The 14,734-nt window shown below is 63.4% G+C and carries 7 protein-coding genes and 1 tRNA gene; all 8 read left to right on the forward strand.

Going from position 1 to position 14,734, the window contains the following annotated elements; all coding sequences use genetic code 11:
* The first annotated feature begins 186 nt into the window (after positions 1 to 186).
* The 8 genes from rpoB (at position 187) to C380_RS02145 (ending at position 14,606) form a co-directional block, all read left to right on the forward strand.
* The gene (gene rpoB, locus C380_RS02110) at positions 187 to 4,299 is read left to right on the forward strand and encodes a DNA-directed RNA polymerase subunit beta (protein WP_015012235.1); all 4,113 of its coding nucleotides are present in this window, start codon (positions 187 to 189) and stop codon (positions 4,297 to 4,299) included.
* A gap of 21 nt (positions 4,300 to 4,320) precedes the next feature.
* Positions 4,321 to 8,556 (forward strand): DNA-directed RNA polymerase subunit beta', encoded by a 4,236-nt coding sequence (rpoC, locus tag C380_RS02115; RefSeq protein ID WP_015012236.1) that lies wholly within the window; start codon positions 4,321 to 4,323, stop codon positions 8,554 to 8,556.
* A 178-nt stretch (positions 8,557 to 8,734) separates the two neighbouring features.
* On the forward strand, positions 8,735 to 9,343 hold the full coding sequence (locus C380_RS02120) for a hypothetical protein (protein WP_015012237.1): 609 nt from the start codon (positions 8,735 to 8,737) through the stop codon (positions 9,341 to 9,343).
* Positions 9,344 to 9,502: 159 nt separating this feature from the next.
* The gene (rsmB, locus tag C380_RS02125; RefSeq protein WP_015012238.1) at positions 9,503 to 10,831 is read left to right on the forward strand and encodes a 16S rRNA (cytosine(967)-C(5))-methyltransferase RsmB; all 1,329 of its coding nucleotides are present in this window, start codon (positions 9,503 to 9,505) and stop codon (positions 10,829 to 10,831) included.
* Between the two features lie 10 nt (positions 10,832 to 10,841).
* Positions 10,842 to 11,453, forward strand: a complete 612-nt coding sequence (locus C380_RS02130) for a DUF4390 domain-containing protein (RefSeq protein WP_015012239.1) — start codon at positions 10,842 to 10,844, stop codon at positions 11,451 to 11,453.
* The gene (locus tag C380_RS02135) at positions 11,450 to 13,744 is read left to right on the forward strand and encodes an ATP-binding protein (RefSeq protein ID WP_083871572.1); all 2,295 of its coding nucleotides are present in this window, start codon (positions 11,450 to 11,452) and stop codon (positions 13,742 to 13,744) included. Before C380_RS02130 ends, C380_RS02135 begins: the two co-directional genes overlap by 4 nt.
* A gap of 42 nt (positions 13,745 to 13,786) precedes the next feature.
* Positions 13,787 to 14,470 (forward strand): response regulator, encoded by a 684-nt coding sequence (locus tag C380_RS02140; RefSeq protein WP_015012241.1) that lies wholly within the window; start codon positions 13,787 to 13,789, stop codon positions 14,468 to 14,470.
* Between the two features lie 60 nt (positions 14,471 to 14,530).
* A tRNA-Phe gene (locus C380_RS02145) sits at positions 14,531 to 14,606 on the forward strand.
* Positions 14,607 to 14,734 lie beyond the last annotated feature (128 nt).

Here is a 14,734-nt window from a genome sequence, read left to right on the forward strand (position 1 = left end):
TTCTCAACGCGGCTTTCGAGTGTCTTCTGACAATCCCGACAGCAGAAGACGCCTTGGTTCGGGTGATGTGCAACGCATCACCGTCCGCCATGGTTGGTAGTGGCCAACCGCCAAGCCCGCAAGGACCACGCTCCTTGCGGGTCAGTCGTCGAAGACCCAGGACTCATGTCTTTGCCCGGAGATCTCATGGCCTATTCCTACACCGAACGCAAGCGAATTCGCAAAAGTTTCGGCACCCGCGATAGCGTGCTCGAAGTTCCTTATCTGCTGCAGATGCAGAAGGACGCATACACCGCTTTCCTGCAGGCAGATACAGCACCCCAGAAAAGAACCATCGAAGGCCTTCAGGCTGCATTCGACGCTGCCTTCCCGATCGTCTCCCACAACGGTTTTGTGGAGATGAAGTTCATTGAATACAACCTGGCCAAGCCGGCTTTTGACGTGCGCGAATGCCAGACCCGTGGTCTGACCTTCGCCTCGGCCGTGCGCGCCAAGGTGCAATTGATCATCTATGACCGCGAGTCTTCGACGTCGCAGTCCAAGGTGGTCAAGGAAGTGAAGGAGCAAGAGGTCTACATGGGCGAAGTGCCCCTGATGACCGACAAGGGCTCGTTCATCATCAACGGTACCGAGCGTGTGATCGTGTCGCAGCTGCACCGCTCGCCTGGCGTGTTCTTCGAGCATGACAAGGGCAAGACCCACAGCTCGGGCAAGCTGCTGTTCTCGGCACGCATCATTCCCTACCGTGGTTCCTGGCTCGACTTCGAGTTCGACCCCAAGGACATCCTGTACTTCCGCGTGGACCGTCGCCGCAAGATGCCGGTCACGATCCTGCTCAAGGCCATTGGCCTGAACCCCGAGTCCATCCTGGCGAACTTCTTCGTCAACGACAACTTCCGCCTGATGGACAGCGGCGCGCAGATGGAGTTCGTGCCCGAGCGTCTGCGTGGCGAAGTCGCGCGCTTCGACATCACCGACAAGTCCGGCAAGGTGGTCGTGGCCAAGGACAAGCGTGTCACCGCCCGTCACACCCGCGAACTGGAACAGTCTGGCACCACGCACATCAGCGTGCCTGAAGACTTCCTGATCGGCCGTGTGGTCGCCCGCAACATTGTGGACGCCGACACCGGTGAAATCATTGCCAAGGCCAACGAAGAGTTGACCGAAGCGCTGCTCAAGAAGCTGCGTTCTGCTGGTGTGCAAGACCTGCAGGTCATCTACACGAACGAACTGGACCAAGGCGCTTACATCTCGCAGACCCTGCGCATCGATGAAACCGTGGATGAGTTCGCTGCCCGCGTGGCCATCTACCGCATAATGCGCCCTGGCGAGCCACCGACCGAAGACGCCGTGCAGGCCCTGTTCCAGCGCCTGTTCTACAACCCCGACACGTACGACCTGTCGCGCGTGGGCCGCATGAAGTTCAACGCCAAGATCGGCCGCGACGAATCCACCGGCCCCATGGTGCTGTCCAACGAAGACATCCTGGCCGTGGTCAAGATTCTGGTGGACCTGCGCAACGGCAATGGCGAAGTCGATGACATCGATCACCTGGGCAACCGCCGCGTGCGTTGCGTGGGCGAACTGGCCGAGAACCAATACCGTACGGGCCTCGCACGTATCGAAAAGGCCGTGAAGGAGCGTCTGGGCCAGGCCGAGCAAGAGCCGCTGATGCCCCACGACTTGATCAACAGCAAGCCGATCTCGGCCGCCCTGAAGGAATTCTTCGGTGCTTCGCAGCTGTCGCAGTTCATGGACCAGACCAACCCGCTGGCCGAAATCACGCACAAGCGCCGTGTGTCCGCTCTGGGTCCAGGTGGTCTGACCCGCGAACGCGCAGGCTTCGAAGTGCGTGACGTGCACGTGACCCACTACGGTCGCGTTTGCCCTATCGAAACGCCTGAAGGCCCCAACATTGGTCTGATCAACTCGCTGGCTCTGTATGCCCGCCTGAACGAGTACGGTTTCATCGAAACCCCTTACCGTCGCGTGGTGGATGGCAAGGTGACCAACGACATCGACTATCTGTCGGCGATTGAAGAAGGCAAGTACGTGATTGCGCAGGCCAATGCGCAGCTCGACAAGGACGGCCGCCTGACGGGTGAGCTGGTCTCTGCCCGTGAAAAGGGTGAGTCCATTCTGTGCGGTGCAGACCGTGTGCAGTACATGGACGTGTCGCCCGCGCAGATCGTGTCGGTGGCTGCCTCGCTGGTGCCTTTCCTGGAGCACGACGACGCGAACCGCGCGTTGATGGGCGCCAACATGTCGCGCCAGGCCGTGCCTGTGCTGCGTCCTGAGAAGCCTCTCGTGGGCACGGGCATCGAGCGCGTGGCTGCTGTGGACTCGGGCACCGTGGTGACTGCTACCCGCGGCGGTGTGGTGGACTACGTTGATGCCACCCGCATTGTGGTGCGCGTGAACGACGACGAAGCCGTGGCCGGTGAAGTCGGTGTGGACATCTACAACCTGATCAAGTACCAGCGTTCTAACCAGAACACCAACATCCACCAGCGTCCCATCGTCAAAAAGGGCGACATGCTGGTCAAGGGTGACGTGATCGCCGACGGCGCATCGACGGACTTCGGCGAAATCGCCATCGGCCAGAACATGCTGATCGCGTTCATGCCCTGGAACGGCTACAACTTCGAAGACTCGATCCTGATCAGCGAGCGCGTGGTGGCGGAAGACCGCTACACCTCGATCCACATCGAGGAACTCGTGGTCATGGCCCGCGACACGAAGTTGGGCGCTGAAGAAATCACGCGCGACATTCCGAACCTGTCGGAACAGCAACTGAACCGCTTGGACGAGTCCGGCATCATCTACGTGGGTGCTGAAGTGCAGCCTGGTGATACGCTGGTCGGCAAGGTCACTCCCAAGGGTGAAACCACGCTCACGCCTGAAGAGAAGCTGCTGCGCGCCATCTTCGGCGAGAAGGCTTCGGACGTGAAGGACACCTCGCTGCGTGTGGACCAAGGCTCGTCGGGCACTGTGATCGACGTGCAGGTCTTCACCCGCGAAGGCATCCAGCGCGACAAGCGCGCTCAGCAGATCATCGACGACGAGCTCAAGCGCTTCCGCCTGGACCTCAACGACCAGCTGCGCATCGTGGAGGCCGACGCGTTCGACCGTATCGAAAAGCTGCTGACCGGCCGCGTGGCCAACGGTGGCCCACAAAAGCTGGCCAAGGGCACGAAGATCGACAAGGCCTACCTGGCCTCCGTCGAGAAGTTCCACTGGTTCGACATCCGCCCTGCGGAAGACGAAGTCGCCACACAGCTCGAATCCATCAAGAACGCGCTGGAGCAAACCCGCCACAGCTTCGACCTGGCTTTTGAAGAAAAGCGCAAGAAGCTCACGCAAGGCGACGAGCTGCCTGCTGGCGTGCTGAAGATGGTCAAGGTGTACCTGGCCGTCAAGCGCCGCCTGCAGCCCGGTGACAAGATGGCCGGCCGCCACGGTAACAAGGGTGTGGTGTCCAAGATCGTTCCGGTCGAAGACATGCCTTACATGGCTGACGGCACGCCTGCCGACATCGTTCTGAACCCGCTGGGCGTGCCCTCGCGGATGAACATCGGTCAGGTGCTGGAAGTTCACCTGGGCTGGGCTGGTAAGGGCATTGGTCAGCGCATTGGCAACATGCTCCAGGAGCAGGCCAAGGCAGCTGAACTGCGCAAGTTCCTGGAAGAGGTCTACAACTCCCGAGGCCGCAAGGAAGACCTGTCGCAGCTCAGCGACGACGAGCTGATGGCCATGGCCGAGAACCTGACCAACGGCGTGCCCTATGCCACCCCCGTGTTCGACGGTGCTTCGGAAGAAGAAATCAAGGACATGCTCAAGATCGCCTACCCGGACGACATCAAGGAGCGCAAGGGCCTGACCGAGTCGCGCACCCAGGCGTATCTGTATGACGGCCGTACGGGCGAGCGCTTCGAGCGCCCGACCACCATCGGCTACATGCATTACCTGAAGCTGCACCACTTGGTGGACGACAAGATGCACGCCCGCTCGACCGGCCCGTACTTGCTCGTGACGCAGCAACCTCTGGGCGGCAAGGCCCAGTTCGGTGGCCAGCGTTTCGGGGAAATGGAAGTGTGGGCGCTGGAAGCTTACGGCGCCGCCTACGTGCTGCAGGAAATGCTGACCGTGAAGTCCGACGACGTGGTGGGCCGTACCAAGGTGTACGAATCCATCGTCAAGGGCGAACACGCCATCGAAGCCGGCATGCCGGAATCGTTCAACGTGCTGGTCAAGGAAATCCGTTCGCTGGGCCTGGACATCGAGCTGGAACGCTCCTAAGCAGAAAAGGAAAGAGTCACTATGAAATCGCTACTCGACCTGTTCAAGCAATTCACGCCGGACGAGCATTTCGATGCCATCCGCATCGGCATGGCTTCGCCCGAGAAGATCCGTTCGTGGTCTTTCGGCGAAGTGAAGAAGCCCGAGACTATCAACTACCGCACGTTCAAGCCCGAGCGTGATGGCCTGTTCTGCGCCAAGATTTTTGGTCCCATCAAGGACTACGAATGCCTGTGCGGCAAGTACAAGCGCCTCAAGCACCGCGGTGTGATCTGCGAGAAGTGCGGCGTTGAAGTCACGCAGACCAAGGTGCGCCGCGAGCGCATGGGCCACATCGATCTGGCTGCACCTTGCGCCCACATCTGGTTCCTGAAGTCACTGCCTTCGCGCCTGGGCCTGGTGCTGGACATGACGCTGCGCGACATCGAACGTGTGCTGTACTTTGAAGCCTATGTGGTGACCGACCCCGGCATGACCCCGCTGAAGAAGTTCAGCATCATGTCCGAGGACGACTACGACGCCAAGCGCAAGGAATACGGTGACGAGTTCATCGCCAAGATGGGCGCCGAAGGCATCAAGGACCTGCTGGAGTCCATCGACATCGACCTGTCGATCGAGAAGCTGCGCGGCGACCTGACCGGCTCCGAAGTCAAGGTCAAGAAGAACGCCAAGCGCCTGAAGGTGCTTGAGGCGTTCAAGAAGTCTGGCATCAAGCCCGAGTGGATGGTGCTCGAAGTGCTGCCCGTGCTGCCCCCGGACCTGCGTCCGCTGGTGCCCCTGGACGGTGGCCGCTTTGCCACGTCTGACCTGAACGACCTGTACCGCCGCGTTATCAACCGCAACTCGCGTCTGCGCCGCCTGCTGGAGCTGAAGGCCCCTGAAATCATCGCCCGCAACGAAAAGCGGATGCTGCAAGAGGCTGTCGATTCGCTGCTGGACAACGGCCGCCGTGGCAAGGCCATGACGGGCGCCAACAAGCGTGCCCTGAAGTCCCTGGCCGACATGATCAAGGGTAAGTCGGGCCGCTTCCGCCAGAACTTGCTGGGCAAGCGCGTGGACTACTCCGGTCGTTCCGTGATTACCGTGGGCCCAACGCTCAAGCTGCACCAGTGCGGTCTGCCCAAGCTGATGGCGCTGGAGCTGTTCAAGCCTTTCATCTTCTCGCGCCTCGAAGCCATGGGCATCGCGACGACGATCAAGGCCGCCAAGAAGGAAGTGGAATCCGGCACCCCCGTGGTGTGGGACATTCTGGAAGAGGTCATCAAAGAGCACCCCGTGATGCTGAACCGTGCGCCTACGCTGCACCGTTTGGGTATCCAGGCCTTTGAGCCCATCCTGATCGAAGGCAAGGCCATCCAGCTGCACCCCCTCGTCTGCGCGGCCTTCAACGCCGACTTCGACGGTGACCAGATGGCTGTCCACGTGCCGCTGTCGGTGGAAGCGCAGATGGAAGCCCGCACGCTGATGCTGGCCTCCAACAACGTGCTGTTCCCCGCCTCGGGCGAACCCTCCATCGTGCCTTCGCAGGACGTGGTGCTGGGCTTGTACTACGCCACCCGTGACCGCATCAACGGCAAGGGCGAAGGCCTGGTGTTCGCTGACACCGGTGAAGTGCAGCGTGCGCTGGACGCCGGCCAGGTCGAACTGGCTGCAAAGATCACGGTGCGCATGACCGAGTGGACCAAGGACAAGGCCACGGGCGAATTCGTGCCCTCGACCTCGCTGGTGGAAACCACTGTGGGCCGCGCACTGCTGTCCGAGATCCTGCCCAAGGGCCTGCCGTTCTCTAACATGAACAAGGCGCTCAAGAAGAAGGAAATCTCGCGCCTGATCAACGTGTCCTTCCGCAAGTGCGGTCTGAAGGAAACCGTGGTGTTTGCCGACAAGCTGCTGCAAAACGGCTTCCGTCTGGCCACGCGCGCCGGTATCTCCATCGCCATCGACGACATGCTGGTGCCGCCTCAAAAGGCCGGCATCATCGAGCGCTCCGAGAAGGAAGTGAAGGAGATCGAGCAGCAGTACGTGTCCGGTCTGGTCACGGCTGGCGAGCTCTACAACAAGGTGGTGGACATCTGGGGCAAGGCCGGCGACGAAGTGTCCAAGGTGATGATGGCCCAGCTGTCCAAGCAGAAGGTCACCGACCGCCACGGCAAGGAAGTGGACCAGGAGTCCTTCAACTCCATCTACATGATGGCCGACTCCGGTGCCCGCGGCTCTGCCGCCCAGATCCGTCAGGTGGCCGGTATGCGGGGTCTGATGGCCAAGCCAGACGGCTCGATCATCGAGACGCCTATTACCGCGAACTTCCGCGAAGGTCTGAACGTGCTGGAGTACTTCATCTCCACCCACGGTGCCCGTAAGGGTCTGGCCGACACGGCGCTGAAGACTGCCAACTCCGGTTACCTCACCCGCCGTCTGGTGGACGTGACGCAGGATCTGGTCGTGACCGAAGAGGATTGCGGCACTGCCAATGGTTCGCTGATGCGCGCCATCGTCGAAGGCGGTGAAGTGATCGAATCGCTGCGCGAACGCATTCTGGGCCGCACGGCGGCCGAGGACGTGCTGCACCCCGAGAATCGCTCGGTGCTGGTCGAAGCTGGCGTGATGCTGGACGAAGACCTGATCGAAGAGCTGGAAGCTGCTGGCGTGGACGAAGTGAAGGTGCGCACGGCCCTGACCTGCGAAACCCGCTACGGCCTGTGCGCCAAGTGCTACGGCCGCGACTTGGGCCGCGGTGGCCTGATCAACCTCGGCGAAGCCGTGGGTGTGATCGCCGCCCAGTCCATCGGCGAGCCCGGCACGCAGCTGACCATGCGTACGTTCCACATCGGTGGTGCCGCTTCGCGTGCTGCCATCGCGTCGAGCGTGGAAGCCAAGTCCAACGGCGTGATCGGCTTCAACGCCACGATGCGCTATGTGAGCAACACCAAGGGCGAGCTGGTGGTGATTGCGCGTTCGGGTGAAATCATCATCCAGGACGAGCATGGCCGCGAGCGCGAGCGCCACAAGGTGCCTTACGGCGCGACGCTGACCGTGAAGGCCGACCAGCAGATCAAGGCCGGTACGATCCTGGCCAACTGGGATCCGCTGACGCGCCCCATCATCACCGAGTTCGCCGGTCAGACCAAGTTCGAGAACGTCGAAGAAGGCCTGACGGTGGCCAAGCAGGTCGACGAAGTGACCGGTCTGTCCACGCTGGTGGTGATCGATCCGAAGCGCCGTGGTGCCGCCAAGGTGGTGCGTCCTCAGGTGAAGCTGATCGACGCCCAGGGCAACGAAGTGAAGATCCCTGGCACCGACCACTCGGTGACCATTGGCTTCCAGGTCGGCGCTCTGATCCAGGTGCGTGACGGTCAGGACGTGGGCCCCGGCGAAGTGCTGGCGCGTATTCCGGTTGAAGGCCAGAAGACCCGCGACATTACCGGCGGTCTGCCCCGCGTGGCCGAGCTGTTCGAAGCCCGTACGCCGAAGGACAAGGGTACGCTGGCCGAAATGACCGGTACCGTGTCGTTCGGTAAGGAAACCAAGGGCAAGGTCCGCCTGCAGATCACCGACCCCGATGGCAAGGTGTGGGAAGAGCTCGTGCCCAAGGAAAAGAACATCCTGGTGCACGAAGGCCAGGTGGTGAACAAGGGTGAATCGATTGTGGACGGCCCGGCCGACCCACAAGACATCCTGCGTTTGCTGGGTATCGAAGAACTCTCGCGCTACATCGTCGATGAAGTGCAGGACGTGTACCGCTTGCAGGGCGTGAAGATCAACGACAAGCACATCGAGGTGATCGTTCGCCAGATGCTGCGCCGCGTCGTGGTTGAGAACGTCGGCGAGTCGAACTACATTGCCGGCGAACAGGTCGAGCGTTCCGAGATCCTCAATACCAACGAGGCACTGCAGGCCGAGGGCAAGATCCCCGCGACCTACAGCAACCTGCTGCTGGGTATCACGAAGGCATCTCTGTCCACCGACTCGTTCATCTCGGCTGCTTCCTTCCAGGAAACGACCCGCGTGCTGACCGAAGCCGCGATCATGGGCAAGAAGGACGAACTGCGCGGTCTGAAGGAAAACGTGATCGTGGGCCGTCTGATCCCTGCCGGTACCGGTCTGGCCTACCACCAGGCACGCAAGGCCAAGGACGCCATGGACGACGCCGAGCGCCGCGCCATCGCCGAAGCCGAAGCCGCCGAAATGGCCGCCCAGTCGGACGCCTCGGATGTGGACAGTGGCAGCGTCGCTGCCACCGACGCAGCGGCAGACTGATAGCAAACAGCAGGCCTTCCCCAGGCCCTGCTGCGGTCGCCACAGCGCCCCCGTCCTGTCCCAGGCAGGCCGGGGGCGTTTTTGATGGACGTGTGTCTTTTCACCGTCCGTCGTTTGTTTCAATCTTCTGTTTTTCGGGCCGGGACGGGTGCAGCCGCACCTGCTCCGGCAACTGCGCATGCTGTGGTCGTCGCCCCTTTTCTGGATTGCTTTTGCCGTCTTTCTGTTCTGGGCCCTGGGGGCCTACAACCGTCTGATGCGCCTGCGCTCGGCTGTCGTGCAGTCGTTCGGCAGTTTTGACGCGCACATGGTGCGGCTGGTGGCCTTGCTCGGCGAGTTCGGGGCGGCGCAGACAGCACAGCGCGGCAGCTTGCTGGCCGATGCCGGGGCGCAAGAGCTGGCTGCGCTGCAGGGCGCCGTGACGCAGTTCAGTGCCTCGCTGGCCGTAGCGCGCGCCCGCCCGTTGCAGGGCGATGCGGTGGCGGCGTTGGCGGCTGCCCGTGAGGTGCTGCGCGCGACCTGGGCCACGGCCTTGCAAAAGCTGCTGGCCGACTCTGTCCAACCCACAGCGCTGACCTCGGCTGTCGATGCTGGTACGGGGGCACCCGGAGCTGTTCCCGTGGGCCTGTCCGTGTGGCAGGTCCGTTGGGAGGAACATGCGGTGCAAAACGAACAGGCAATTCGCGTATTCAACGAGGCCGTGGTGCAGTACAACGCCGCCATCGCCCAGTTTCCGGCCAGCTTGCTGGCCAGGGTGTTCGGCTTCAAGGCGGCCCGTGCGCTGTAACCCGTTGTCAGGATCACGATGAACCCACCTCCCCACCACCGCCCCCGCCGCTCTGCTGGCAATGCGCCGCGTGCGGCGCGCCCAGCCTCCGGGCCATCTCCGCAGGCGGGTTCTGCGGTGCAAAGGCCGGGTCCAGCGTCTTCTGCGGAGGGCGCGCCCGTGCCCCTGTGGCGGTTGCTCACGGCAGTGGCGGGCGCCTTGCAGGCAATCCGTGGCGGGCAGTCGGGCACAACAGCACTGGCGGCGGTGGATGCTGGGCTGCGCCCCGGTGTGCAGGCCTTGTTGTTCCAGGTCTTGCGCCAGGCCGGGCGGGCCGAGGCCCTGCGCCGACAGCTGGCCGCCCGCGCCCCCGCACCCGCCGCCGATGCCCTGCTGTGCAGCGCGCTGGCGCTGTGCTGGGACCCACAGGCCTCGCCCTACGAACCGTTCACCCTGGTGAACCAGGCGGTGGAGGCGGCCAAGCACCACCCCGCCACGCGCGCGCAGGCCTCGTTCATCAACGGCTGCCTGCGCCGCTTTCTGCGCGAGCGCGACGCCCTGGTGGCGGCCACCGACAACGACCCCGTGGCGCGCTGGAACCATCCGGCCTGGTGGGTGCAGCGCCTGCGCAAGGACCACCCCCAGCACTGGGAGCAGATCCTGCAGGCCAACAATGCCCACGCACCCATGGTGCTGCGGGTCAATGAACAAAAATGCACGGTGGCGCAATATCTACATGCCTTGGATGCTATCAATTTAGAAGCATCTGCCGTGGGTGAGCACGGTGTCGCCCTGCACCAGGCGGTGCCCGTGCAGTCGCTGCCACACTTTGCCGAGGGCTGGGTATCCGTGCAGGACGCCGCCGCCCAACAGGCGGCGCCTTTGCTGCTGCAAGGGTTGGACCTGAGCCAGCCCCTGCGCGTGCTCGATGCCTGTGCCGCCCCCGGCGGCAAGACCGCGCACCTGCTGGAGATGGCGGGGCCGCAGTCTCCCCTGCAGGTCACGGCGCTGGAGATCGATGCCACGCGCAGCGCCCGTATTGGTGACACCCTGGAGCGCCTCGGGCTGAAGGCCCAGGTCCTGGTGGCCGATGCGGCACGCCCGCAAGACTGGTGGCAATCAGAGTGCGGCGGGGTGCTGTTCGACGCCATCCTGCTGGACGCACCCTGCACAGCGTCCGGCATCGTGCGGCGCCACCCGGATGTGCGCTGGCTGCGCCGTGAGTCCGACATCGCCCAGCTGGCGACGCTGCAGGCGGCCCTGCTCAAGGCCCTGTGGCCGCTGTTGCGGCCCGGTGGACGCTTGCTGTATTGCACCTGTTCCGTCTTCCGGGCAGAGGGCGACGCCCAGGTGCAAACGTTTCTTGCACACAACACCGATGCGCGATTGCTGCCGTCGCCGGGCCATTTAATTCCCGGCAACGCGGACAAGGGATGGGCTGTCCCGGACAATCTGATCGGTGACCACGACGGCTTTTTTTACGCACTGTTGCAAAAATCGGCGCAATGAGCCAAGGGGCATGCGCTGGTGGTGGGTATGCGCATGGTTTGTGCTGTTGTGGGGGACGGTGCTCTGCTGGGTGCCGCAGGCTGAGGCGGCCCAGGCCGCTTCCTCCGAGGTGGGCGACCTACGCCTTGAGCGCGGGGAAGATGGCTTGTACCTGAGTGCCAACCTGCAATTTGAACTGCCCGAGCTGGCCGAAGACGCCTTGCAAAAAGGCATCCCCATGTTCTTCGTGGCCGATGCCCAGGTGCTGCGCGACCGCTGGTACTGGTCGGACCGGCAGGTGGCCGAAACCACCCGGTATTTCCGCCTGAGCTACCAGCCGCTCACCCGCCGGTGGCGCCTGAACATTTCTTCGACGCCTTTCACCAACAGCGGGCTGGGGGTGGTGCTGGGCCAGAACTTTGACAATTACGCCGATGCCCTGTCGTCGATTCAGCGGTTTTCACGCTGGAAGATCGCTGAACGCGATGTGATCGAGTCCGATGCCGTGCATACGGTGAACTTCCGCTTCCGTCTAGACATCTCACAGTTGCCCCGGCCCTTCCAGATAGGCGCGGTGGGCCGGTCGGGCTGGAATCTGCTGGTCTCCCGCAGCCAGCGCCTGGGCGCAGAGCCTGCCAAGTGAGCACTTCCCCTTTGCCATCCGGCGTTTCGGCATCGACCCACGCCACCGCCCGCCAGTCCCGCGCAGTGCGCTGGGCCGTGGGCGTCGGCGCGGCGATCATGTCGGCCATCGGTCTGGTGCTGCTGTTCTTGCTGACGCTGGCCACCAACAACCGCGTGCTGTATGAGCGCAATTACGCCTGGCTCTTTGGCGTCAACGTGTTTGTGGCATTGCTGCTGCTGCTGGTGCTGGGCTGGGTGGCGGTGCGCCTGGGCCTGCGCCTGCGCAAGGGGCGCTTTGGCAGCCGCCTGCTGGTCAAGCTGGCGGCCATCTTTGCGCTGGTGGGGCTCATGCCGGGGCTGCTGATCTATGTGGTGTCTTACCAGTTCGTCACGCGCTCCATCGAAAGCTGGTTCGACGTGAAGGTGGAGGGGGCGCTGTCCGCGGGCGTCAATCTGGCCCGCGTGTCGCTGGACTCACTGGCCACGGACATGGCTGCCAAAACCCGCAACGCCAGCGCCCAGGTGGCCCAGGTGCCCGATGCCGCTGCGGGCCTGGTGCTGGAGCGCATTCGCGACCAGCTGGGCGCGACCGACGTGGTGCTCTGGAACGCGTCCGGCCAAGCGGTCGCCAGCGCAGGGCAGTCGCGGTTCAGCCTGAACCCGGAGCGGCCCGGCGCATCCTTGCTGCGCACGGCGCGCCAGCAGCGCGCCACCGCGCAGATCGAAGGGCTGGACGACATTGCCGACCCGGCTGCCGCGCAGAACGCACGGGTCAAGGTGCTGGCCCTGGTCAGCAGTCCCAGCGTGGGCCTGTTGATGGAGCCGCGCTACCTGCAGGCCACCTTGCCCCTGCCGCCCGCGCTGGTAGCGAATGCCATTGCGGTGCAGGAAGCCAACCGCGAATACCAGGAGCGTGCGCTGGCCCGGGGCGGGTTGCGGCGCATGTATGTGGGCACGCTCACGTTGAGCCTGTTTCTGGCCGTGTTTGGTGCGGTGCTGCTGGCGGTGCTGCTGGGCAACCAGCTGGCGCGGCCTCTGCTGGTGCTGGCCGAAGGGGTGCGCGAGGTGGCGGCGGGTAACCTGAGCCCCAAGGCCGCTTTGCAGAGCAAGGACGAGCTGGGGGGGCTCACGCGCTCATTTGCACTGATGACCCAGCAGTTGGCGGATGCGCGCCAGGCGGTGGAGCAGAGCATGGGCGAGGTCGATGCCTCCCGCGCCAACCTGCAGACCATTCTGGACAACCTCACGGCGGGCGTCATCGTGCTGGACGCGCAAGGGCTGATCCGCTCCTCCAACCCGGGTGCTACCCGCATCCTGCGCGCCCCCATGGCCGCTTATGAAGGGCGGTCACTGTCTGAAGTACCGGGCCTGGCGGAGTTTGCCGCCTCGGTCCAGGGCCATTTCGACGCGTTTCTGGGGGACCATGAACGGCACGGCCTGGACCATTGGCAGCAGCCATTCGAGTTGCATGCCTCCTCCGGCGGCGCCGGGCAACACGCCACCAGCCTGGTCGCGCGGGGCGCCGAGCTGCCCGATGCCACCCGACTGTTGGTTTTTGACGACATTTCGGAGATCGTTTCGGCCCAGCGTGCGCAGGCCTGGGGCGAGGTGGCGCGCCGGCTGGCGCACGAAATCAAGAACCCGCTGACCCCCATCCAGCTGTCGGCCGAGCGGCTTGAAATGAAGCTGTCGGGCAAGTTGCCGGACGCTGAACAGGCCATCCTCGCCAAGTCCGTCAAGACCATCGTGGACCAGGTCGATGCCATGAAACGGCTGGTCAACGAGTTCCGCGATTACGCACGCTTGCCTGCGGCCGAACTGCATGCGTTGGACCTCAATGCACTGGTCGCCGACGTACTTCATTTATATGGTGCAGAAAACGCCACCGTGCCTGTAGAGGCTGAGCTGGACCCGCGCTGCCCCTGGATTGCGGGCGATGCGCAGCAACTGCGCCAGGTCGTGCACAACCTGCTGCAGAACGCCCAGGACTCCACCGAACAGGCCCGCGCTGGGGCCTCTGAGCCCGTGCCGCCGGTGCGCATCAGCACCCGCTGGAGCGAATCGTCACGCCGCGTACGGCTAACCGTGTCGGACAGCGGCGGGGGCTTTCCGTCGCACATCCTGCAGCGCGCGTTCGAACCCTATGTCACCACCAAGCCGCGTGGCACTGGCCTCGGTTTGGCCGTGGTCAAAAAGATCGCAGATGAGCACGGAGCGCGCATCGAACTGTCCAACCGCACCGAAAACGACATGGTGCGCGGCGCCCAAGTGTCGTTATCATTCGCCCCTGAACCAGCGGTGGCGTCATAACAACACCGCCCCGCAGTACCTCCCCAAGGCGCTTCAACACACATGGCAAACATTCTGGTGGTCGACGATGAGCTCGGCATTCGTGATCTGCTGTCGGAAATACTGAACGACGAAGGTCACAGCGTAGACCTCGCGGAAAATGCGACCCAGGCCCGAGCCGCCCGGGCAGGCAACAGCTATGACCTGGTACTGCTGGACATCTGGATGCCCGACACTGACGGCGTCTCGCTGCTCAAGGAATGGGCGACGGCGGGCGTGCTCACCATGCCGGTCATCATGATGAGTGGCCATGCCACCATCGATACGGCGGTGGAGGCCACGCGCATCGGCGCCTTCTCATTCCTCGAAAAGCCCATCACCCTGCAAAAGCTGCTCAAGGCCGTGGAGCAGGGCCTGGCCCGCAATGCCGCCCACCAAGCCGCTCCCGTGGCCGCGGTCGCTGCGCCCGCAGCCGCCCCGGCGGACCCGACCTTTTCGCAGCTGCCTGCCGTTTCGGCGGTGATGGCCGGGGTGGACCCCGGCCCGCACGCCCACCAGGGCTTCGACCTGGACCGCCCCCTGCGCGAAGCGCGCGACGGGTTCGAGAAGGCTTATTTCGAATTCCACCTGGCCCGCGAAGGTGGCTCCATGACCCGCGTGGCTGAAAAGACGGGCCTGGAGCGCACTCACCTGTACCGCAAACTGCGCCAGCTGGGCGTGGACCTGGGGCGCGGCAAGCGCGGCTGATCAATTAATTTGTGCCTTTTGCCAGAAGCACTGTTTTTTCTGGCTATAATTTGAGGCTCAGGCCCGGTAGCTCAGTCGGTAGAGCAGAGGATTGAAAATCCTTGTGTCGGTGGTTCGATTCCGCCCCAGGCCACCAGTCATCAGAAGCCGCTGCAGCTTTCAAAGTTGTGGCGGCTTTGTTATTTCTGCCCCTTCGGGGTACGTAGTTGTCCTACTCCATCAATTTTGATTAGCGCCGAAGATGCTTTTTCTGTAAGCTCCACC

The sequence above is a fragment of the Acidovorax sp. KKS102 genome (assembly GCF_000302535.1).
Classification (GTDB): Bacteria; Pseudomonadota; Gammaproteobacteria; order Burkholderiales; family Burkholderiaceae_C; genus Acidovorax.